At 66.4% G+C, this 19,266-nt stretch carries 22 protein-coding genes; 17 read left to right on the plus strand and 5 right to left on the minus strand.

Annotated features, from left to right (window positions below):
• Positions 1 to 3: 3 nt before the first annotated feature.
• Positions 4 to 579 (minus strand): PIN domain-containing protein, encoded by a 576-nt coding sequence (locus D8767_RS21290; protein ID WP_003153636.1) that lies wholly within the window; start codon positions 577 to 579, stop codon positions 4 to 6.
• Entirely contained in the window at positions 576 to 1,046 is a 471-nt protein-coding gene (locus D8767_RS21295; RefSeq protein ID WP_003050245.1) for a helix-turn-helix domain-containing protein, read from the minus strand. The genes D8767_RS21290 and D8767_RS21295 overlap by 4 nt, the downstream gene beginning before the upstream one ends.
• Positions 1,047 to 1,249: 203 nt before the next feature.
• Between D8767_RS21295 and D8767_RS21300 the strand changes: the two genes are divergently transcribed.
• From D8767_RS21300 to D8767_RS21375, 16 genes are all read left to right on the plus strand, one after another.
• Entirely contained in the window at positions 1,250 to 1,633 is a 384-nt protein-coding gene (locus D8767_RS21300) for an RAQPRD family integrative conjugative element protein (RefSeq protein WP_003090167.1), read from the plus strand.
• Positions 1,630 to 1,863: a TIGR03758 family integrating conjugative element protein gene (locus tag D8767_RS21305; protein ID WP_003050225.1), complete on the plus strand. Its 234-nt coding sequence runs from the start codon at positions 1,630 to 1,632 to the stop codon at positions 1,861 to 1,863. The genes D8767_RS21300 and D8767_RS21305 overlap by 4 nt, the downstream gene beginning before the upstream one ends.
• A gap of 16 nt (positions 1,864 to 1,879) precedes the next feature.
• Positions 1,880 to 2,239 carry a TIGR03745 family integrating conjugative element membrane protein gene (locus D8767_RS21310; protein ID WP_003153634.1) on the plus strand — a complete coding sequence of 120 codons (360 nt, stop codon included), beginning with the start codon at positions 1,880 to 1,882 and terminating at the stop codon, positions 2,237 to 2,239.
• Positions 2,240 to 2,251: 12 nt separating this feature from the next.
• A complete protein-coding gene (locus D8767_RS21315; RefSeq protein WP_003821108.1) occupies positions 2,252 to 2,662 on the plus strand; it encodes a TIGR03750 family conjugal transfer protein in 411 nt (136 codons plus the stop codon).
• Positions 2,659 to 3,351, plus strand: a complete 693-nt coding sequence (locus D8767_RS21320; RefSeq protein WP_012614071.1) for a PFL_4703 family integrating conjugative element protein — start codon at positions 2,659 to 2,661, stop codon at positions 3,349 to 3,351. The genes D8767_RS21315 and D8767_RS21320 overlap by 4 nt, the downstream gene beginning before the upstream one ends.
• The gene (locus D8767_RS21325; protein WP_004350604.1) at positions 3,348 to 4,259 is read left to right on the plus strand and encodes a TIGR03749 family integrating conjugative element protein; all 912 of its coding nucleotides are present in this window, start codon (positions 3,348 to 3,350) and stop codon (positions 4,257 to 4,259) included. The genes D8767_RS21320 and D8767_RS21325 overlap by 4 nt, the downstream gene beginning before the upstream one ends.
• A complete protein-coding gene (locus tag D8767_RS21330) occupies positions 4,249 to 5,667 on the plus strand; it encodes a TIGR03752 family integrating conjugative element protein (RefSeq protein WP_004350605.1) in 1,419 nt (472 codons plus the stop codon). Before D8767_RS21325 ends, D8767_RS21330 begins: the two co-directional genes overlap by 11 nt.
• Positions 5,648 to 6,088, plus strand: coding sequence for a TIGR03751 family conjugal transfer lipoprotein (locus D8767_RS21335; RefSeq protein WP_003149753.1), 441 nt, complete (start codon positions 5,648 to 5,650; stop codon positions 6,086 to 6,088). Before D8767_RS21330 ends, D8767_RS21335 begins: the two co-directional genes overlap by 20 nt.
• Entirely contained in the window at positions 6,088 to 8,973 is a 2,886-nt protein-coding gene (locus D8767_RS21340) for a conjugative transfer ATPase (protein ID WP_012614070.1), read from the plus strand. Before D8767_RS21335 ends, D8767_RS21340 begins: the two co-directional genes overlap by 1 nt.
• Before the next feature lie 13 nt (positions 8,974 to 8,986).
• Complete coding sequence (locus tag D8767_RS21345) at positions 8,987 to 9,772, plus strand: thioredoxin domain-containing protein (protein WP_012614069.1); 786 nt, start codon at positions 8,987 to 8,989, stop codon at positions 9,770 to 9,772.
• 182 nt (positions 9,773 to 9,954) lie between these two features.
• Positions 9,955 to 10,449 (plus strand): JAB domain-containing protein, encoded by a 495-nt coding sequence (locus D8767_RS21350; protein WP_003821118.1) that lies wholly within the window; start codon positions 9,955 to 9,957, stop codon positions 10,447 to 10,449.
• A gap of 162 nt (positions 10,450 to 10,611) precedes the next feature.
• Complete coding sequence (locus tag D8767_RS21355; protein ID WP_003821119.1) at positions 10,612 to 11,058, plus strand: TIGR03757 family integrating conjugative element protein; 447 nt, start codon at positions 10,612 to 10,614, stop codon at positions 11,056 to 11,058.
• Complete coding sequence (locus tag D8767_RS21360; RefSeq protein ID WP_012614067.1) at positions 11,055 to 12,002, plus strand: TIGR03756 family integrating conjugative element protein; 948 nt, start codon at positions 11,055 to 11,057, stop codon at positions 12,000 to 12,002. Before D8767_RS21355 ends, D8767_RS21360 begins: the two co-directional genes overlap by 4 nt.
• A gap of 9 nt (positions 12,003 to 12,011) precedes the next feature.
• Positions 12,012 to 13,409: an integrating conjugative element protein gene (locus D8767_RS21365; RefSeq protein ID WP_122048404.1), complete on the plus strand. Its 1,398-nt coding sequence runs from the start codon at positions 12,012 to 12,014 to the stop codon at positions 13,407 to 13,409.
• On the plus strand, positions 13,406 to 13,777 hold the full coding sequence (locus D8767_RS21370) for a hypothetical protein (protein WP_003821125.1): 372 nt from the start codon (positions 13,406 to 13,408) through the stop codon (positions 13,775 to 13,777). Before D8767_RS21365 ends, D8767_RS21370 begins: the two co-directional genes overlap by 4 nt.
• A gap of 15 nt (positions 13,778 to 13,792) precedes the next feature.
• Positions 13,793 to 15,313: a conjugal transfer protein TraG N-terminal domain-containing protein gene (locus D8767_RS21375; RefSeq protein ID WP_122048405.1), complete on the plus strand. Its 1,521-nt coding sequence runs from the start codon at positions 13,793 to 13,795 to the stop codon at positions 15,311 to 15,313.
• Between the two features lie 11 nt (positions 15,314 to 15,324).
• Here D8767_RS21375 and D8767_RS21380 read toward each other — a convergent pair whose 3' ends face one another.
• From D8767_RS21380 to D8767_RS21390, 3 genes are all read right to left on the minus strand, one after another.
• Positions 15,325 to 15,690, minus strand: coding sequence for a DUF3742 family protein (locus tag D8767_RS21380; protein WP_003821127.1), 366 nt, complete (start codon positions 15,688 to 15,690; stop codon positions 15,325 to 15,327).
• Positions 15,691 to 15,774: 84 nt separating this feature from the next.
• Positions 15,775 to 16,407, minus strand: coding sequence for an RES family NAD+ phosphorylase (locus tag D8767_RS21385; RefSeq protein ID WP_012614066.1), 633 nt, complete (start codon positions 16,405 to 16,407; stop codon positions 15,775 to 15,777).
• Positions 16,408 to 16,419: 12 nt separating this feature from the next.
• Positions 16,420 to 17,046 (minus strand): integrase, encoded by a 627-nt coding sequence (locus tag D8767_RS21390; protein ID WP_003821129.1) that lies wholly within the window; start codon positions 17,044 to 17,046, stop codon positions 16,420 to 16,422.
• 316 nt (positions 17,047 to 17,362) lie between these two features.
• Here D8767_RS21390 and mobH point away from each other — a divergent pair, with 316 nt between their 5' ends.
• Positions 17,363 to 19,234, plus strand: coding sequence for a MobH family relaxase (mobH, locus tag D8767_RS21400; protein ID WP_003821130.1), 1,872 nt, complete (start codon positions 17,363 to 17,365; stop codon positions 19,232 to 19,234).
• The last annotated feature ends 32 nt before the right edge of the window (positions 19,235 to 19,266 follow it).

Below are 19,266 nucleotides of genomic sequence, written 5' to 3' on the forward strand. Positions count from 1 at the left end.
GGGTCAGAGAATGGTGCGATAGGTCGCCAGCACCTTGGTCGTTTGCACAAGGCCTTGGCGCAGCAGGATTTCGAGATAGCGGTCCACATCGATCGGCGGATGCTTGAGTTGGGCACGCTGGCGCTGCGCAGCCGACACTACGGCGGCCGCATCCAGATCCAGCAGGTTGTCCACAAACTCATCGGGGTGCTGCGATTCGATGCCGTACGGAGCCAGCAGATCGTTCGGGAAATCACGTTCGTTGAACGTCACAATCACGCTCGCACCGCAGCGAATCGCCGCAGCCAGGACGTGCCGATCGTTCGGATCGGGTAATGTCAGGCCTGCCACGAGCGCTTCGTAGCCCTCCACCAAGCCGTCCGGAATGGCCCTGTCCATGAGATCCGACGTCCTGTCGACCTGAACCCGGGTGAGATCGGGGCGGTTGATCAACAGATTGCGTTTCCACTCCTCATGAATGGCTTGGCTCCACCGCGCCCGGAAGCGGCCAGACAGGCCGAGCCACATCAGGAAATCCCGCAGTGGCGCGGGATATAGAACGCACGCGTCGTAGACGGCGGTGAATGGGGAATGCCTCATTCGTATCCCATTCCCAACTCTTGCGACTGCTGAGCGAGTTCGGCCATCGCCTGCTCACTGGCGCGCTCGCGCGCTTCCTTGTACTGCATCAGATCGGCGAACCTCACCCTGCGGTGCTTGCCGGTGCGATGAAATGCCAACACCCCATCTTCTAGCAGCTTGACGAAATGGGGACGGGACACGTTGAGCAAGTCCGCCGCCTCTTGGGTCGTCAGCTCTGCATGGACGGGCACCACCTTTACTGCATTGCCATCGGCCAACTCGGCCAGGATGTCGACCAGCAGGCGTAAAGCCGAGGTAGGCAGTTCCACCTGATGAGCCTGTTTGTGGTCATCAAAGATCTGGATGTGCTGCGTCTCGAACTGGGTTGCGAGGTAAGCCGCCAAGGCACGTTGACCCTGGACGGCTGCCTTAACCTCTCCCGCGGCGGGAAGGGTCATCTTGGATTGGGCAGTGGCGGTGGTCATGGGTAGCTCCTAAGCGAAAACGGTTGCAGAGCCGATCATATTCGAAACACTCGAAAAACGCAATAATCGAAACTCCACCCGGGCTTTTGTAGGTTCGCTCGCGGTATGCCCAATCCGGTCGTCCGCCAGTTCCTATTGTTTGCGGCCTAAAACAGCCCTGATCTCCACGATCACCCCATTGCTGATCACACAGGAATGGCGCGATGGTGGCTTCGATCTGGCTGCGCGCCGCGCATCGCGGCGTGCCCACTTTTCTCGTGACGGCCCTCCTGCTGGGTCAGTCCCAGATGGCCTTGGCCGAGTCTCCGGCACAGCGCCAGGAGCTGGTCGCCGCACTGCGCCAGCTCGACGCGCTGGAGCGCACCGTCGCGGACAGCGCCGCGCATGCCCCCATCCAGCCGGGCGAGCGCTACCACTTCGACTACCCGCGGCTGCTGGCTGACCTGGCGCGCGTTCGCGCCGGCATCCAGTTTCACCTGACGCCATCGCGCGCTCAGCCGCGCGACCCCTCCGAACTGGCCGGCGACTACCGCACCGAGCGGGCGGCCGAGCCGCTGCCGGCGACGACTGCGGGGGGCAAGCAATGAACGGCGCCCAGGTCTCGGCATTTCAAGCCAACAGCGGCATCGCGCCTTCCGCAATGGCGACCGTCCTGGTCGGCGTCGTGTTCGCGGTCCTGCTCGTGTGGGGCGTCTGGGCCATCCGAACGGCCTACGTGGGGTGGTCCGAGAGCCGCCTCAACCAGCGCCAGTTCCTCGGCGTCTGCATCCGCTTCGTCGCGATGTACCTCGTCCTGAGTTTCTTCCTTCTGTCCTGACCTGAAAGGCCCGACCATGCACAACCGCATCCTCACTTCCCGTCTCGCCCAGCGCGCCGCCATGGCCCTGGGCGCCGCCGCGCTGCCCGCGCTGTCGTTCGCGCAAGGCCTGCCGCAGTTGGAGAACCCGACCCGCGGCACCGGCAACGGCATCATGGAAACGATCAGGAACTACGGCTACGACATCATCATGCTCGTAGCCCTCCTGGTCGTGGCGTCGATGTTCATCGGCGTCTGCTACCACGCCTACGGCACCTACGCGGAAATCCACACCGGCCGCAAGACCTGGGGCCAGTTTGGCCTCACCGTCGCGATCGGTGCCGTGCTGCTCGTGATCGGCATCTGGCTGCTCACCGAAGCCACCGGCATCCTGTAAGGCGAGGCCGGTATGTCCGAGCAGCAGCACGTCCGTGCGGACGGGACGGTCACGTTCCTTCCGCATCGGCTCAACCGCCACCCTGTTGTCGTGCGCGGCCTCACCGCCGACGAACTGTGGATCTGCTGCGGCCTGTCCGGCGCCGCCGGCCTGCTGGTCGGCGCGCCGCTGTCCTGGGTGTTCCGCACGATCGCCATCGCGCCGACGTTCGTCGTCCTGGGCGTGGCCCTGGGCGTCTTCATCGGCGGCGGCATCCTGCGCCGGCTCAAGCGCGGGCGCCCCGACACCTGGCTGTACCGGCAACTGCAATGGCGCATCGCCACGCGCCATCCACTGATGGCGGGATGGGTAGGCGGCCACGTGCTGATCTCGCGCTCCGGCTTCTGGTCCACCCGAAGGTCCGTTGCAAGGGGGGCACGATGAGCCGCTTCAAGAACGAGATCACCCACCTGCAGGCGCACATCAAGACCTTGCGCCTGGGCGCGGGCGCGCTGGTCATTGTCGCCCTGGTCATGGGCGGCGGCTGGTGGAGCGCGCCGCGCGACCTGACCATCCACGTCCCGCCCGACCTGCGCTCTGGCAGTACCCGCAAGTGGTGGGAAGTGCCGCCCGAATCGGTCTATGCGTTCACGTTCTACGTGTTCCAGACGCTGAACCGCTGGCCGACCAATGGCGAAGAAGACTACTCGCGCAACCTCCACACGCTCTCGCCGTACCTCACCCCGTCCTGCCAGGCCTTCCTTCGCGCGGACTACGACTACCGCCGCTCCACCGGCGAGCTACGCCAGCGCGTGCGCGGCATCTACGAGATTCCCGGCCGCGGCTATGGCGACGACCCCACGGCGCGCGTGCGCACCGTGTCCGATCGCGACTGGGTGGTGACGCTGGACATCACGGCGGACGAGTACTACGGCGCCGAGCAGGTCAAGCGCGCCCTGGTGCGTTATCCGATCAAGGTCACGCGGGTGGACGTCGATCCCGCCCGCAACCCGTTCGGCCTGGCGCTGGACTGCTACGAAGGCGCGCCCCAGCGCATCAGTGCACCGGAGCCGGCGCGCCCGGCGTCGAGTGGCCTGTCTCCGCAAGCGCCTCAAGGAGGAAACACCCCATGAAGCATCCTGTACTCGCGCTGCTGGGGCTACTGGCCGTGGCCGCGGCACCCGTCGCCCAGGCGGTGGAGATCCTGCGTTGGGAACGCATGCCACTGGCAGTGCCGCTGAAGGTCGGTCAGGAACGCATCGTGTTCATCGACCGGAACGTGCGCGTGGGCGTGCCCGCGGGCGTGGGCGAACGCCTGCGCGTGCAGAGTGCGGGTGGCGCGGTGTACCTGCGCGCCAGCGAGCCGATCGAGCCCACGCGGTTGCAACTGCAGGACGCCGACACGGGCGCGCTGATCCTGCTGGACATCGCAGCCGAACCGCCCAAGGACGGGGAAGCCGAGCTGGAGCCGGTGCGCATCGTCGAGGGTGACAGCGCACCGGGACGCTATGGCGAGCAGGCCGACAGTGCCGAGGCCCCGGCACGCGCCCAGGGCCAGGCAGGTGCGCGGACCGCGCGGCGCGAAACTCCGGTCCCTGTCGTGCTGACGCGCTTCGCCGCGCAGAACCTCTACGCACCGCTGCGCACCGTCGAGCCGCTTCCGGGCGTCATGCGGGTCAACCTGCCCCGCGACCTCGACCTGGACACACTGATGCCAACGCTGCCGGTGCGCGCGGTCGCGCTCGCGTCGTGGCGCCTGGAAGACCAATGGGTGACTGCCGTGCGCCTTACCAACACCGGCGCCGACTGGGTCGCGCTCGACCCGCGCGTGCTGCAAGGCGATTTCCTCACCGCCACCTTCCAGCACGAGGCGCTGGGCCCGCGCGGCACGCCCGAGGACACGACCGTCCTCTACCTGGTCACGGGCGGCCGCGGCCTCGCGCAGTCGCTGCTGCCGGCGATTCACCGCTTCGACCCTGCCGTGCATCTGCCGCAGCCGGACGGCGACGAGAACGCCAAGGAGGCCCGCCATGCGCAGTAACGGCCTGCTCAAGTGGCTGATGATCCCTGTCGCCATCCTGGTGCTGTTCGTCGGTATCCGGCTGTTCTCGGGTGGAGGCAGCACGGCGCCACCCGCGGCGGACAACGGCGCCCAGCTCACGCCCGAGGAAATGAAGGCGCTGGGCATCGAAGGCGACACCCCGCGCGACACCGTGGCGACGCTCGTTGCCCAAGTGAAGCAGTTGCGCACCGAGCTTCAGACCGCGCTCTCGGACAACAAGTCGCAGCGTGAAGAGAACCAGCGACTGCGCCAGCGCGAGAACTCCATCGACCAGCGCATCAACTCGGCGCTCGAATCCGAGCGGTCCAACCTGCGCCGCGACCAGGAGCAGGCGGCCAGCGCGCGCCAGCAGACCGAAGGGCTGCTCGCCGACCTGCAGCGGCGCCTGGACAGCATCGGCGGGCGCGGCGGCGGCCATGCGGACCTGCCCGTGGGCCTGGGGCTGCAGGGCGGCGACGAGGCCGGCATGGAGGGCGGCGTGCGGTGGGTCGAGCCGGACGACGCAAAGCCCGCCGAGGGGCGCAACGGCGGTCGTGGCGCGAGCGGCGGAATGAGCTTCCCCACGAGCTTCGGCCCGGCGCAGAGCACGCTCGAAACCACCGCGGAAACCGTGGCCAACGCGGGCGCCCGCGCCTCTGGGGTCAAGAGTGCCAAGCCGGTCTATACCGTGCCGACCAACTCCACGCTCATGGGTTCGGTCGCCATGACCGCGCTGATCGGCCGCGTGCCGATCGACGGCACGGTCAACGATCCCTATCCGTTCAAAGTCCTGGTCGGGCCGGACAACCTGACCGCCAATGGCATCGACATTCCCGACGTGGCCGGCGCCGTGTTCAGCGGCACCGCATCGGGCGACTGGACGCTTTCGTGCGTGCGCGGCCAGGTGCGCAGCATCACGTTCGTCTTCAACGACGGCACGATCCGCACGATCCCCGAAGACCGCGAGGGCAACCAGCAGAACAACCAGCAACGCGACGGCTTGGGCTGGATCAGCGACCCGCACGGCATCCCCTGCGTCAGCGGCGAGCGGCGCAGCAACGCCCAGCAGTACCTCGGCTCGCAGGCCCTGATCACCGCGGCCGGTGCCGGCGTGGCCTCGCTCATCGAGAGCGACAGCGGCCGCATGTCCTATGTCGGCTCGGACGGCTCCATCGGCACCGTGGGCATCACCGGCCAGGAAGCGGTCGGCCAGATTCTCGCGGGCGGTGTCCGGGACATGTCGGCCTGGGTCAACAAGCTCTACGGCCAGGCGTTCGCCGCCGTCTATGTGCAGCCCGGCGCCAAGGTCGCCGTCCACCTCGAAAAACCGCTCGCCATCGACTTCGATCCCGAAGGCCGCAAGGTCGATCACCGCGCAGGAGAAAGCCATGCTCTCGAACTCGATTAAGGGCCTGGTGCTGGCCCTCGCCGTCGCGGTGCTCGGCGGCTGCGCCACCAGCAAGGAAAAGCTGCTGACCCACGGTGACCGCACGATGATGGACATCTGGCAGCAGGAGGCCGGCGACGGCGGTGGCGCAGCCGGACGGAACGCCGGCCGCCAGCTGCTCGATGCGCGCCAGAGCCTGCGTCGGCCCCTGACCGACGCCGACGTGCAGGCCGCACCTGTCGAGCAGATGCGCTACACGCGCACCGCGCGCAATGAGGTCCACCGCCAGTTCCAGCGCCTGCCCAATCCCGATCTCGTGATGTACGTGTACCCGCATCTGGCCGGCACCGATCCCGTGCCGGTGCCCGGCTACACGACCGTCTTCCCGCTCTACCAGCGCATCCAGTACGCGATGCCGGGCGAGCGCGTGGAGGACTACTGATGCGGTGGAAACTCCCATGGCCGAAGCTGGCCGGCGCCGGCTCCAGTAGCCCGGCTAGCGATGAGCAGCCGGACAGCTGGCAGCGCCACGTCGAGGCCTTGCGCCAGGCCGGCATCCCCGAACCCGGTTCGGCAGTCCACGGCCGCAAGCCAGCGACCGTGGCCGACGAGCAGGCGCTGTACGACGTTGCGCCGTCCTTCGTGGAACTGCTGCCCTGGGTGGAGTTCTTGCCCGGGTCGAAATCGATGCTCCTGGAGGATGGCCAATCGGTGGCGGCGTTCTACGAACTGGTGCCGCTGGGCACCGAAGGCCGGGAACCCGGCTGGCTCGCGCATGCCCGCGACGCCCTGGAAAACGCGCTTCAGGACAGTTTCGATGAACTGGACGAGAACCCGTGGGTGCTCCAGCTCTATGCCCAGGACGAACCGAGCTTCGACCAGTACATGCAGACCTTGCGCGATTACGTGCAGCCACGTGCGCGCGGCTCGGCGTTCACCGAGTTCTACTTGCGCTTCTTCGGCCACCACCTGCGCGCTGTGGCCAAGCCCGGCGGCCTGTTCGAGGACACGGTGGTCACGCGGCTGCGCTGGCGCGGCCAGACGCGGCGGGTGCGCATGGTGATCTATCGCCGTGCAACTGGGCAGGCAAGCCGCCGCGGCCAGACGCCCGAGCAGATGCTGAACATCGTCTGCGACCGCCTGTGCGGCGGCCTGGCGAACGCCGGCATCCAGGCACGGCGCATGGTCGCAGCCGACGTCCACGACTGGCTGCTGCGGTGGTTCAATCCGCGCCCGGCGATGCTTGGACCGAGTGCAGAGGACCGGGAGCGCTTCTACGCGCTGGCGCGCTACCCCGACAGCACCGAAGAAAGCGAGGCCGGCGAAATCGAGCTGGCGAGCGGGCGGGATTTCAGCCAGCGGCTGTTCTTCGGCCAGCCACGCTCCGACGTGGAGCACGGCACCTGGTATTTCGACGGCATGCCGCACCGCGTGCTGATCACCGACCGGCTGCGCATGCCGCCCGGCACCGGACACCTGACCGGCGAGACCCGCAAAGGGGATGCCATCAACACGCTGTTCGACCAGATGCCGGAAGACACCTTGCTGTGTCTCACGATGGTCGCCACGCCGCAGGATGTCCTGGAAGCGGATCTCAACCACCTGGCGAAGAAGGCCGTGGGCGAGACGCTGGCGTCGGAGCAGACGTTGAAGGACGTGCAGGAAGCCCGCTCCCTCATCGGCAGCGCACACAAGCTCTACCGGGGGACGCTGGCATTCTACCTGCGCGGACGCGACGAAGCGGAACTGGACCGGCGCGGCCTGGACCTGGCGAACGTGATGCTCAATGCTGGCTTGCAGCCGGTGCGCGAGGACGACGAGGTGGCGCCGCTCAACAGCTACTTGCGGTGGCTGCCATGCTGCTACAACCCCGGCCAGGATCGGCGCAAGTGGTACACCCAACTGATGTTCGCTCAGCACGCGGCGAACCTGTCGCCGGTGTGGGGCCGCGCTCAAGGTACGGGGCACCCGGGCATCACGATGTTCAACCGCGGTGGCGGGCCGATCACCTTCGACCCGCTCAGCCGCCTGGATCGGCAGATGAACGCCCATCTGTTCCTGTTCGGCCCCACCGGCTCCGGCAAGAGCGCCACGCTCAACAACCTCTTGAATCAGGTCACGGCCATCTACCGACCGCGGCTGTTCATCGTGGAGGCTGGCAACAGCTTCGGCCTGTTCAGCGACTTCGCACGCATGCTCGGGCTGACGGTAAACCGGGTCAAGCTGGCCCCAGGTTCGGGCATCAGCCTCGCGCCATTCGCAGACGCGCGTCGGCTGATCGAGACGCCCAGCGACGTGCAGACGCTCGACGCCGACGCGCTGGATGAAGACCCGCCACCAGATGCCTCGGCCATGGAGGCGGACGAGCAGCGCGACGTGCTCGGCGAACTGGAGATCACGGCGCGGCTGATGATCACGGGCGGAGAGGACAAGGAGGAAGCCCGGATGACGCGGGCTGACCGCTCGCTGATCCGTCAGTGCATCCTCGACGCCGCCGAGCACTGCGTGGCCGACAAACGCACGGTGCTTACGCGCGACGTGCGCAACGCGTTGCGCGCCCGCGGCCAGGACCCGACGCTGCCCGAAATGCGCCGCGTGCGGCTGCTGGAGATGGCGGATGCGATGGACATGTTCTGTCAAGGCACGGACGGCGAAATGTTCGACCGCGACGGCACGCCGTGGCCCGAAGCCGACATCACCTTGGTTGACCTCGCGACATACGCCCGCGAGGGCTACAACGCGCAGCTCTCCATCGCTTACATCAGCCTGATCAGCACGGTGAACAACATCGCCGAGCGCGACCAATACCTGGGACGCCCGATCATCAACGTCACCGACGAAGGCCACATCATCACGAAGAACCCGCTGCTCGCGCCCTACGTCGTGAAAATTACAAAGATGTGGAGGAAATTGGGGGCCTGGTTCTGGCTCGCGACGCAGAACATCGACGACCTGCCGCGCGCCGCGGAGCCCATGCTCAACATGATCGAGTGGTGGATCTGTCTCAGCATGCCGCCCGATGAAGTTGAGAAGATCGCGCGGTTCCGCGAACTCTCGCCCGCGCAGAAGGCGCTGATGCTTTCGGCGCGCAAGGAAGCGGGGAAATTCACCGAAGGCGTCATCCTCTCCAAGAGCATGGAAGTGCTGTTCCGCGCCGTGCCGCCGTCCCTGTACCTCGCCCTCGCGCAGACAGAACCCGAGGAGAAGGCCGAACGCTACCAGCTCATGCAGCAGTACGGCTGCACCGAACTGGAAGCGGCTTTCAAGGTGGCCGAGAAGATCGACCAGGCCCGCGGCATCGAGTCGCCGGCCCTGGAACTGTCGTAAACCGGAGAACGCCATGGAACAGAAACGTCCTTCCATTCCGATGCAGGTCCAGGCGTTCCGCCGTCGCCGCTGGCGGCCTCGCTGGCCCTGGGTATTGGCTGCTGCGCTGGTCGCGCTGCTGCTGATCTGGCTGGTGTCCCGGACGCCCGGCGAATCCTCAGCGCCGTCGCGCGCGCCGGTCAGCACGGCGCAGGTCGCTGGGCCACCCTGGCAGATGGGCAACCCGGAAGGCCGTTTCACGCTGACGCTCTATGCCGACCTGGAATGCCCGTTCTGCCGGGAGTATTTCCCGCAGCTCAAGCGCTGGGTCGGCAACAACACCGACGTGGCGCTGCAATGGCATCACCAGCCGCTGGCCGCGCACGAGCCTGCCGCGTCGGCCGAGGCACGTCTGGCCGAGTGCGCCGCCGAAGCGGGCGGGCATGCGGCGTTCTGGCAGGCGGTCGAATGGGTCTATGCCCACACGCGCAGCGACGGCCAGGGCTTGCCCGATGGCTTGCGTTACCCCGAAACAACGTCAGCCATCGAACAGTGCATGGCTAGCGAGCGCCCCAACGTGGCCATCCGCGCGCAGGCCGCGGAAGCCACCAAGAGCGGCGTGACCGCCACGCCGTCGCTGCGACTGCTCGATCGCCAGACGGGCCAGGCCATCCTGTTGCAGGGGCCGATCGAGGGCGATGCCTTGCTCTCGGCCATGGACCTGCTGGCGGCCGGGGAAATGGCCAGCGACGCGCCGGGTTCGCCCGCCACCCCCACATCCGAAATGCCTGCCGACGTTGTCGGCGACATGCCCAGGTAGCCCTCGGTCTTGAAGGCTACGGCGCGGCTCGCCGCGCTGACCGCTACCCGTTCGCTTTCGCATCCTGGCCGCGAACAATCACCGCCGCGCGGTGATGGATGCACCTTGTTCCGCTGTTTCCATCCCCAGGAGGGCTTGCCCTCCCAGGGTGGCGCCCTCCGCTCACTTTCTGGAGGTCCGCCATGTCTCTCGTCGCCAACGACTCCTGCGTGGAGCCACGTTTTGCCCCCATGTCCCAATCCGATGACTGGATCATCCGGCAAGCCATCGCGCTGCTGGAGCAGCGGGTCTTCAAGAAGGGGCCATCCCTGGAGAGGCCTGCCGCCGTCAAGGACTACCTGCGCCTGAAACTGGCCGCCGAGCCCAATGAAGTCTTCGCCATCGTGTTCCTCAACAGCATGCACGAGGTGCTGGCCTACGAGCCGATGTTCAGAGGCACGATCCATTCGACCTCGGTGCATGCGCGTCCGATCGTGCAGCGTGCCTTGGAACTGAATGCGGCAGCGGTCATTTTTTCTCACCAACACCCTTCGGGCTGCACGGAGCCGTCGAGCGCGGACCGTGCGTTGACCCAAACGCTGAGGGCCGCGTTGTCGCTGATCGACGTGAGGGTGCTGGATCACCTCATCGTCGGCCAGGGCACGCCGTACTCGTTCGCGGAATCCGGCCTGCTGTAGCGACGGCATCGGCTCCCTGATCCACGCGGAGGCTTCGGCCTCCGCTTTTTCATGGGCGCGAGACAAGCAGGTATGCGGGCAGTGCGCGATGCGCATTGTTTGTTGGGGCCGCGTCGGCTTCGCGTTTGACTACTGCTCTGATCAACTTCAAGGGCACGCGACATGACAGCATCCCTTTCCAGGTTCGCGCCGGGCTGGCGAACCCTCGGCCGGGCCGTGGCGCTGCCGGCAGCCCTGGCCGTTTTCAGCCCGGCCACCTTCGCCGCCGACGTGGTGGTCGTCACCGACAGCCGCCACCCGGTCAAGACCATGGGCGGCGAGCGGCTGATCGAGCTGGACGAAGCCCACAGGATTGAAGCGGAGCTTTCCGCGGGACTGCCCACCGACCCCGAACAGGCGACGGCCATCGTCAAGCGCCGGCTGAATGGCGGCGGTGCCGATCTGCAGCGACGCATCGCTTCCGCATACCAAGGCGTTACCGACGCATGGAGCCTCGGCATCACCAGCCTCCCGGCCGTGGTGGTGGACAGGCGCTATGTGGTCTATGGCGAGCCGGATGTGGCTCGCGCTGTCGCGCGCATCGAGCAGCACCGGAGGACCCAGCCGTGACCCGACCATTCGACCTGATGCGCCGCCTGCGCGCTGGCGTGGCTTCGTTGCTGCTGCTCAGCGCCACGGGCAGCTACGCCCTCAATACAGCGACCATCATCGGCTCGGTGGCATCGCCCGATTGCCTCGAATACCGCGTCGTCGGCATCTGCTACTGGCTCTACTGCACATGGACGGGCTGCACCGTGCGCACGTCGATCAAGGTGCGCCACTACATCCCCGATGCAGTGGTGTCGTCGTACTCGAATACCGGAGAAAACCCCTGGGTCGAAGTCCAGGCAATGAGCACGCCCAACCCGTCCGCCCAAGCTGGCGGCGACGGAACGACGAACGAGGATCACGAAAACAGCCTCGCCAAATTCAAGAACGCGGATGTCATCGGTCACCCCGGCGCAGAGGTGTTCAACCAGTTCGTCTCTTCGTCAGGCTACTTCTGTGAGGGCGCGGGCACGGCGTTTATGCCGTACTTGCTCAGCACCCTGGATACGCTGGCCTGGCGCTACAACGTGCCCGAGATGGCCTACCCGGAAGCGCTGATTCCGGGCCGGCGCGAAGTCGGTGCCCGTACCACGATGAATCTCTGGGGCAACGTGTATCCCCGTGGCGGCTTCCTGCACCAGACCGACGACTTCAAGGCCGGCGCAGTGGTGGCCCAGCGTGCGGGCGATGTGGTCACGCGCCGCGGGCAGATCCACGTCTATCAGCCGTTGCTTGCCAACTCCCGTGACGGCTACTGGCCGGCCGGCGCGCTGATGGAGGGCGATGCCTCGACCGGCAAGTGGCAAGAACTCACGCCCGTCCTGTCCTCGTCCTGCACGGTCTTCCCGCGCAGCGGCTTCCTTACCCAGGCCCAGCAAGGCGACTACGCATGGGCGCTGTGGCGGCCGTATGCCTGCTGCGAGCGCCGGGGCCAGGTGTTCCTGGGCAGCGTCGATTTCCTCTGAGGGGGTGCCATGAAGTTCCGTCCTGCATTCAATCCGTTCTCCCGCCGGGTACGTCGCACGGAGATCGTCCTGGCACTGGCCGGCGCGCTCGCGCTGGGCAGCGGCGTGGCCTGGGGTCAACTGGGATACCAGACCAGCGGCAGCGTCATCGGCGATGACGTCATGTACTCGATCGGTGGCGGCAACGCCGTGTCGATGGGACGTGCAGCCGGCATGCGCTCCATCGGTGTCGGCGTGGGTTGGAACAGCAACTTGATCTGCGGCGACATGAGCATCCAGACCACGTTGAAGAACCAACTTAACGGCATTACCAACGGCTTCCAGCAAATCATGTCGTCGGTGATCCAGAGTGCCACCAGTGCGGTGGCATCGTTGCCCGCACTGATCATCCAGCGGGCCGATCCCGGTCTGTACAACCTGCTCACCAATGGCGTGCTGCAGGCGCGGCTGGATTTCGACCGCAGCAAGCTGACGTGCCGTGCCATGGCCGAGAAGATGGCCGAAACGGCGGGCGGCCAACTCGGCTGGAGCCAGATGGCCGAAGGGCTGGCGCTGCGCGATGCCGTGTCGAGCACGGATGCGGTCTCGGCCATCGAGCAGGCCGAGACGCGCCGCGGCAATGACGGCGTGCCGTGGGTCGGGGGCAGCAACGCGGGCGGCTCCGGCCAGCCCGCGATCAAGGTCGTCGGCGATGTCACCCGCGCTGGCTACAACCTGGTCAACGGCCGCGGCGTGACCGACACCTCGTCCATTGCGCCGGCCAGTTGCAGCAGTCTCTCGTGCCAGACCTGGACCTCGCCGCAGGCTGCCGTCGAGTGGGCCACGCGCGTGCTCGGCGAGAAGGAGCAGCGCACGTGCGATACCTGCACCAAGACCGAGACGACGCCGGGCGTCGGGCTCACGCCGCTGATCCAGGAGGAGTACGACGCCAAGCTGCAGGCGCTCCAGGACCTGGTAACCAAGGCCAAGAACACGACGCCGGAGAACCTGCGCGAAGCTGGCAGTGCGTCGCTGCCGATCACGCGCGGCGTGATCGAGGCGCTGCGCGACGAGCCCGACCAGCACCTGCTGTCGCAGCGCCTCGCGTCCGAGGTCGCGCTGGCATCCGTGCTGGAGAAAGCGCTGCTGCTGCAGCGCACGCTGCTCACGGGCAAGAAGGAGCCCAACGTCGCGGCGAACGAACTTGCCGTGGAGGCGGTGAACCACGAGAGCGACACGCTCGACCGTGAGATTCGCAACCTCAAGACCGAACTGGAGCTGCGGCGCGAACTGGCGAACAACTCGCCCATGGCGATCATCCAGCGCCACGGCGCGCGCGCGGCCGGTTCGCGCGGCATCTACGAGGGCGATCCTGTGCCGGACCGTCTCGACCAGCTCCAGAAGGGCAATCCGGGGAGTCGGCCATGAGCCCGGCGCGCATGGCCTGGCGGCCGCTGCGCTGGTTGTTCAGCCGGCGCGCGGCGAAGACGCTGCTGTGGCTGGTGCTTATCGTTGCCGCCGCAGTGGGGGCGAACGTCGCGGGCATCAACCTGGTCGGCAGCGTTGCAGGCTGGGAACGGTGGCTGGCGGCCTCCGCAGGGTATTTCTTCATCTGGCGGCTGTGCGTGTACGCGGCAACGGCCTATGGATGGTTCTGGATGCGCCGCCGGGTGCTGGCCCGCGAAGACCAAAGCGGGACAGATGGGCAGGCGCGGCGCCGGCTGATCCGTACCGAGGTCGCCGGCGTCGTCGCCATCGTCGCGCTGGAAGCCAGCCTGTTGATGCAGGCCGCTTGAGGGGAGATCGGGGCCATGACGCTCTTCACGACCGACTATCTGGAGTACTACCTCACCCTCGTGTCCTGGATCGTCAACAACGGTATCTGGGCCGTGCTGGTGTCCAGCGGGGTGTTCGCGCTGCCTTTCGTCGCCATCGTCGTGCAGGAGTGGCTGAAGGCCCGCGCGGAAGGCGCTGACGAGGGCAACAAAGGCGTTCTGAGTGCCGCCCGTATCGAGAACCGGGTGTTCGTCGCGATCGTGGTGGTGATGTTCGCGGGCATTCCGTTCATCGACGTGGACCTCAGCACCATCCAGTACGACAGCTCGCGCTCGGCGCAGTGCCAGGTCAGCGTGCCGCAGCCCACGGAAACCGGCTGGTCGCAGTCCTTCAGCACCATCAACAACCAGTCGGCGAAGGTGCCGGTCTGGTGGGCTTTCATGCACGCGCTCTCGCGCGCCGTCACGAGCGCCTCGGTAGCGGCGATCCCGTGCGGTACGGACCTGCGGCAGATGAGGATGGAGATCGACGCGACCCGCATTGACGACCCGGTACTGGCTCAGGAGGTCGCGGACTTCTCGCGGGATTGCTATGGGCCTGCGCGGGCCAAATTGTTCATGCAGCGCCCGGATCTCGATGAGCAGCAGATGCACGACGTAACCTGGATCGGCTCGCGCTTTTTCACGGACACGGGTGGCTACTACGACAGCTACCGCTCCAGCACGGCGCGCGAGGCATGGCCCTATGACGACACCCGCGATGCAGGCCTCGCGCAGGTTGCCAATGGTGGCGGCTACCCGACCTGCAGGCAGTGGTGGTCAGACGGCAGCAACGGCCTGCGCGCGCGGCTGCTGGGGCAAGTGGACCCGACCCTGCTGAATCGCCTGGCGGGCTGGGCCGGGTTCCTCAGCCGGGCCGAGGTGGACGATTCGGTGATCCGCGCCATCGCGTCACCGCGGCAGCAGAAACTGAACCAGGGCAGCGTCTATACGGACTACGGCGGCCAGATCGACAAGACCCTGCCGAACATCGTGACGCGCGCCACGGGCGACGTGGGGATGGCAGTCGGCGCGACTGCCGCGTTTCCTGCCATGGATGTCGTGCGCCAATCCCTGCCCATGATCCTCGCCTTACTGAAGATGGCGCTGGTCATCTGCATCCCGCTCGTGCTGGTTGTGGGCACCTACGACCTGAAGACGGTCGTCACCGTCAGCGTCGTGCAGTTCGCGCTGTTCTTCACGGACTTCTGGTTCCAGCTCGCACGCTGGATCGATTCAACGATTCTGGACGCGCTTTATGGCTGGGGCTTTGGCTGGAACCGGCCGCACACCAACTTTGACCCGCTGGTAGGGTTGAACAACGCCTTCGGCGACATGCTCCTGATGTTCGTCATGGGCACGATGTTCCTGGTTCTGCCGGGATTCTGGCTGGCGAGCCTTACCTGGGTTGGGATTCGGGCCGGGCACGTCATCCAGGGACTTTCCGATGGCAGCAAGAGCGCCGGCCAAGCTGGCGGCAAGGGTGCCGGGGCGCTCACCGGAGGAAAACTGAAATAGCGCGAGGCCGGTCAGTCGTCGGTGTACAACTCGTGCGACGTGTCGTTGTACAGGTTGGGATCGTAGCCCGGCGTCTTGCGCAGCTCGGTGAGGTCGGTGAAAGGCCACTCGTCCTCATCCGAAGTATTTGCAGCAGCAGCCCATCCCGCCGCCGCAACGCCCAGCATCACGAGTGCAAACCAAAACGCAACGTAGAGCAGCACCCCCAGTACAGCCAGCTTGGCTACCCACACGAGCGCGGTAGCGCCAGCTCGCGGCATGCCCTTGGACACCAACCAGTTCGACGCCCGCCGTTCGCGTCGCGCATAGGCACGCCATCCGCGGCCAAAGGCGCGGCCGAGGCGTTCTGCGGTGCTGGTGCGGGTCGTCGTGTTCATGGTCGTCTCCTGCTGTTGAGGAATGCCTATTCCAGTTTGCTCCACTTCATTCGGTTTGCGGCTTCAATGTGTTTTCTTGCTGCTTCAGGACGCTTCGTCATCCGGCCCCACCGGGCCGGGGTCGGGTTCAACGCCGATGCGGTAGGTAACAACGAAACGCGGCCAGTCCACATGGTCCACCAGGTCGATGTCCTCGATGACGCCAACCTTCGCTCCCGCACGCTCGAACAGGGCGATGCTCTTGGCGGGATAGTTGTTGCGCGACGGATAGAGCACCCCGTCGAACAGCGCCTGGCCATCATCTCCGAGCATCGCATGCACCTGGGCGGACACCCGCTGCGTGTGCGTGTAGTCGCGGCTGGCCAACTGCTCCAGGTTCAGGCCGAAGTAGCCCGCCATGACGCCCTGCGCCGTGAGATCGGCCAGAAACACGTCGTCCATCACGCCTACTGCGCGCACCATCCGGGCTTGGACTTCTTTCAGCGCGATCGAGCGTTGCGTGTCCGCAAGCCACTGGTGCTTGTGAAACACCGACTCCATCAGCGCCGTGGGCAGGTCGCGCCCCAGGTAGAGCACGCCGTAGGCCCCCGCTGGGTCATCGTAGCGATTCGTGCTGCTGCGGCCATAGTACAGCGGGCTGCCCCGATAGACGACGCGGCTCACATGCTGGAGCAGTTCACCGGCATCGATCAGGAACGAAGGCAGCTCGTGGCTCATGGCGGTCTCGCTTCAATGCACCTGGACGCCCAGCACGTTGAACACGGCCTCGGCCACGTCATCGATCGTGCCATGCGTCACCGCATCCACGGGCGAGCGACCACCCAGGCCTTCGAGGGGTTCGGACAGCGCGCGGTAGATCGTCCAGTGGTCGATGCCCTCGACCTCCTGGAGCACGGTTTGGGTCAACTGCTGCTTCACCGGGTCGAGCTGCCAGTCGGGCAGCTTCTGGCCGCGCGGCCCCACGTTCAGCGCCAGCAGCCGACGGGCGAGGATGTCCTTGTAGATTTGCTGGCGCGACTTGTCCGCCAGCTTGGCGAACTCGGCAGGCGGCAGGTTGTCCGGCTGGTTGAAGGCTTCCAGCAGCAAGGCGCGGCCTCGCTGGACATCGGTTTCAGCCGGTGTCCAGCGCGTGTCGGAGCGCAACGCGGCCGCCTTGCGCTGCAAGGCCTGCGCCACCGTTTCACCTTCCAGGTTGGCGGGCAGCGTCACCGCCTCCACGCGCTCGTGGATGAACGCCTGCAACTCAGCCGCGAACGCCGGTGCATCCCGGATTTCGACGGTATCGGCGAAGCGTCGCACATCCTCCACCGTGACTCGCGGCAGCCGGTCGGCAATGAATTCGATCGCAGTGGGCATGGTCAGCTCCCAGGTAGGTTTGAGACAGGATTCACTCTAGTCTCCTTTGTCGCATTTGTCAACTTAGTCGCCCGGGTGGGAGCCTACCTGGCGGTGTAGCGCCCCGGCAGCATAGGCCGGGGCCCAGCGCCAGGTCGCCGTCTAATCCATTCGTGCGGGTTCCGCATTGACGCTGGAGCCGCAGCCCAGGCCCCGCTATACCGAAACGGTTAAAGGCCAAAGGGTCGAAACGGCAAGGGAATGGGGTGCAAGGGGAAAGGCCCTACCTTGAAAAGGCCAAAAGGCCTCCCGCCCGGCCCGCCATCAGGACACCGACATGCTCTCCCTGTTCCAGCGAAAACGGCCCCCGGTCGCTGCCGCGCCGTCGCCAGCACCCGCCACCGACCTCCCGAAAGGGTTGATGCGGCCGGAGTCGGCCGCATCGTTGCTCGCCACCCCGCGCCGGCAGAAGCTGCTGGAACACATCTGGCAGCGCACCTCGCTTTCGCGCAAGCAGTTCGCCTCCCTGTACCGCGCGCCGCTGGAGCGCTACGCCGAGCTGGTCCAGGCCTTCCCGGCTTCCGAAGCGCATCACCATGCCTACCCGGGCGGCATGCTCGACCATGGCCTCGAAATCGTCGCCTACAGCCTAAAGCTGCGGCAGTCCCATCTGCTGCCCATCGGGGCCAGCCCCGAAGACCAGGCGGCGCAGGCCGAAGCCTGGACTGCGGCCGTCGCCTATGCCGCACTGCTCCATGACATCGGCAAGGTGGCCGTCGATCTGCACGTCGAGCTGGCCGACGGCAGCACCTGGCACCCATGGCACGGCCCGCTGCGCCAACCGTACCGCTTCCGCTACCGCGACGACCGCGAGTACCGGCTTCATAGCGCCGCGACAGGCTTGCTGTACCAGCAATTGCTCAATCGCGATCTGCTGGACTGGCTCAGTGGCTATCCATCCTTGTGGGCGCCGCTGCTCTACGTCTTGGCTGGGCAGTACGAGCACGCCGGGGTTCTGGGCGAGCTTGTCGTGCAGGCCGACCGCGCCTCCGTCGCCCAGGAGCTGGGCGGCGATCCCGCGCGCGCCATGGCCGCGCCCAAGCACTCGCTCCAACGCAAGCTGGTCAACGGGCTGCGCTACCTGCTCAAGGAAGAGCTGAAACTGAACCAGCCGGAGGCCTCCGATGGCTGGCTCACCGAGGACGCGCTGTGGCTGGTGAGCAAGACAGTCTCGGACAAGCTGCGCGCGCACCTGCTGTCCCAGGGGGTCGATGGCATCCCCGCGAACAACACGGCCGTGTTCAACGTGCTACAGGATCATGCCATGTTGCAGCCCACCGCCTCCGGCAAGGCCATCTGGCGCGCAACTATTACCAGTGAGAGTGGCTGGTCCCATGCCTTCACGCTCCTGCGCCTGGCCCCGGCGCTGATCTGGGAGCCCTCGGAGCGACCCAGCCCATTTGCGGGAACCGTGACCGTGGACAACGCCGGCGAGGCCGAGGACGGGCCGCGCCCGTCCGCACCCGACGCTGCATTGCTACCTGGAGCAGCGGTGGCAACGGAGAAGGAGCCCGCAGCAAGCAGCCGTCCAGATCAGTCGGGCGGAAGTCACGCCATACCTCCCAGCACGCAGCGCAATCCGGCCGACCCACTGGAAAGCATGCTGGCGATGTTCGAGACAACGCCTGAGCCGGAGCAGTCCGTCGAAGCCCCGCCAGAGGGTGCCGACGATGCAGCGGTGCCGCTCGACCCTCCCGCATCGGCCCCAGGTCCTTCGGCGCCGACCGCCGCGCCTGCGCCGCACGATTTCGCCTCATTTACCGGGCGGCCATCGGGCGAGCATTTCATGGCCTGGCTGAAACAGGCCGTCCAGACCCGCAAGCTCATCATCAATGACGCCAAGGCCCTGGTACATACCGTGTCCGACACGGTTTACCTGATCAGCCCTGGTGTTTTCCAGCGCTACGCACAAGAGCATCCAACCATTGGGCCGCTTGCGAAGGACGCGGCCCTGCAGGACTGGCAGTGGGTGCAGAAGCGCTTTGAAAAACTCGGACTCCACAGGAAACAGCCATCGGGTCTGAACATCAGGACGTGCGAGGTCATGGGACCGCGCAAAACGCGCCAGGTGCATGGCTATTTGCTCGAAGACCCATCGCACATATTCGATGCCGTTCCACCGAACAATCCTTATCTGTCGCTCAAATAGCCGACTAAGAGGGGAAGTGCCACACGTTCTGT

Origin of the sequence: Pseudomonas sp. LTGT-11-2Z (assembly GCF_003691445.1) — a bacterium.
In the GTDB taxonomy this organism is placed as follows: domain Bacteria; phylum Pseudomonadota; class Gammaproteobacteria; order Pseudomonadales; family Pseudomonadaceae; genus Aquipseudomonas; species Aquipseudomonas monteilii.

Coding starts and splice junctions, on each gene's coding strand:
- D8767_RS21290 (WP_003153636.1), bottom strand. CDS start 579: ATGAGGCATTCCCCATTCACCGCCGTCTACGACGCGTGCGTTCTATAT.
- D8767_RS21295 (WP_003050245.1), bottom strand. CDS start 1,046: ATGACCACCGCCACTGCCCAATCCAAGATGACCCTTCCCGCCGCGGGA.
- D8767_RS21300 (WP_003090167.1), top strand. CDS start 1,250: ATGGTGGCTTCGATCTGGCTGCGCGCCGCGCATCGCGGCGTGCCCACT.
- D8767_RS21305 (WP_003050225.1), top strand. CDS start 1,630: ATGAACGGCGCCCAGGTCTCGGCATTTCAAGCCAACAGCGGCATCGCG.
- D8767_RS21310 (WP_003153634.1), top strand. CDS start 1,880: ATGCACAACCGCATCCTCACTTCCCGTCTCGCCCAGCGCGCCGCCATG.
- D8767_RS21315 (WP_003821108.1), top strand. CDS start 2,252: ATGTCCGAGCAGCAGCACGTCCGTGCGGACGGGACGGTCACGTTCCTT.
- D8767_RS21320 (WP_012614071.1), top strand. CDS start 2,659: ATGAGCCGCTTCAAGAACGAGATCACCCACCTGCAGGCGCACATCAAG.
- D8767_RS21325 (WP_004350604.1), top strand. CDS start 3,348: ATGAAGCATCCTGTACTCGCGCTGCTGGGGCTACTGGCCGTGGCCGCG.
- D8767_RS21330 (WP_004350605.1), top strand. CDS start 4,249: ATGCGCAGTAACGGCCTGCTCAAGTGGCTGATGATCCCTGTCGCCATC.
- D8767_RS21335 (WP_003149753.1), top strand. CDS start 5,648: ATGCTCTCGAACTCGATTAAGGGCCTGGTGCTGGCCCTCGCCGTCGCG.
- D8767_RS21340 (WP_012614070.1), top strand. CDS start 6,088: ATGCGGTGGAAACTCCCATGGCCGAAGCTGGCCGGCGCCGGCTCCAGT.
- D8767_RS21345 (WP_012614069.1), top strand. CDS start 8,987: ATGGAACAGAAACGTCCTTCCATTCCGATGCAGGTCCAGGCGTTCCGC.
- D8767_RS21350 (WP_003821118.1), top strand. CDS start 9,955: ATGTCTCTCGTCGCCAACGACTCCTGCGTGGAGCCACGTTTTGCCCCC.
- D8767_RS21355 (WP_003821119.1), top strand. CDS start 10,612: ATGACAGCATCCCTTTCCAGGTTCGCGCCGGGCTGGCGAACCCTCGGC.
- D8767_RS21365 (WP_122048404.1), top strand. CDS start 12,012: ATGAAGTTCCGTCCTGCATTCAATCCGTTCTCCCGCCGGGTACGTCGC.
- D8767_RS21370 (WP_003821125.1), top strand. CDS start 13,406: ATGAGCCCGGCGCGCATGGCCTGGCGGCCGCTGCGCTGGTTGTTCAGC.
- D8767_RS21375 (WP_122048405.1), top strand. CDS start 13,793: ATGACGCTCTTCACGACCGACTATCTGGAGTACTACCTCACCCTCGTG.
- D8767_RS21380 (WP_003821127.1), bottom strand. CDS start 15,690: ATGAACACGACGACCCGCACCAGCACCGCAGAACGCCTCGGCCGCGCC.
- D8767_RS21385 (WP_012614066.1), bottom strand. CDS start 16,407: ATGAGCCACGAGCTGCCTTCGTTCCTGATCGATGCCGGTGAACTGCTC.
- D8767_RS21390 (WP_003821129.1), bottom strand. CDS start 17,046: ATGCCCACTGCGATCGAATTCATTGCCGACCGGCTGCCGCGAGTCACG.
- mobH (WP_003821130.1), top strand. CDS start 17,363: ATGCTCTCCCTGTTCCAGCGAAAACGGCCCCCGGTCGCTGCCGCGCCG.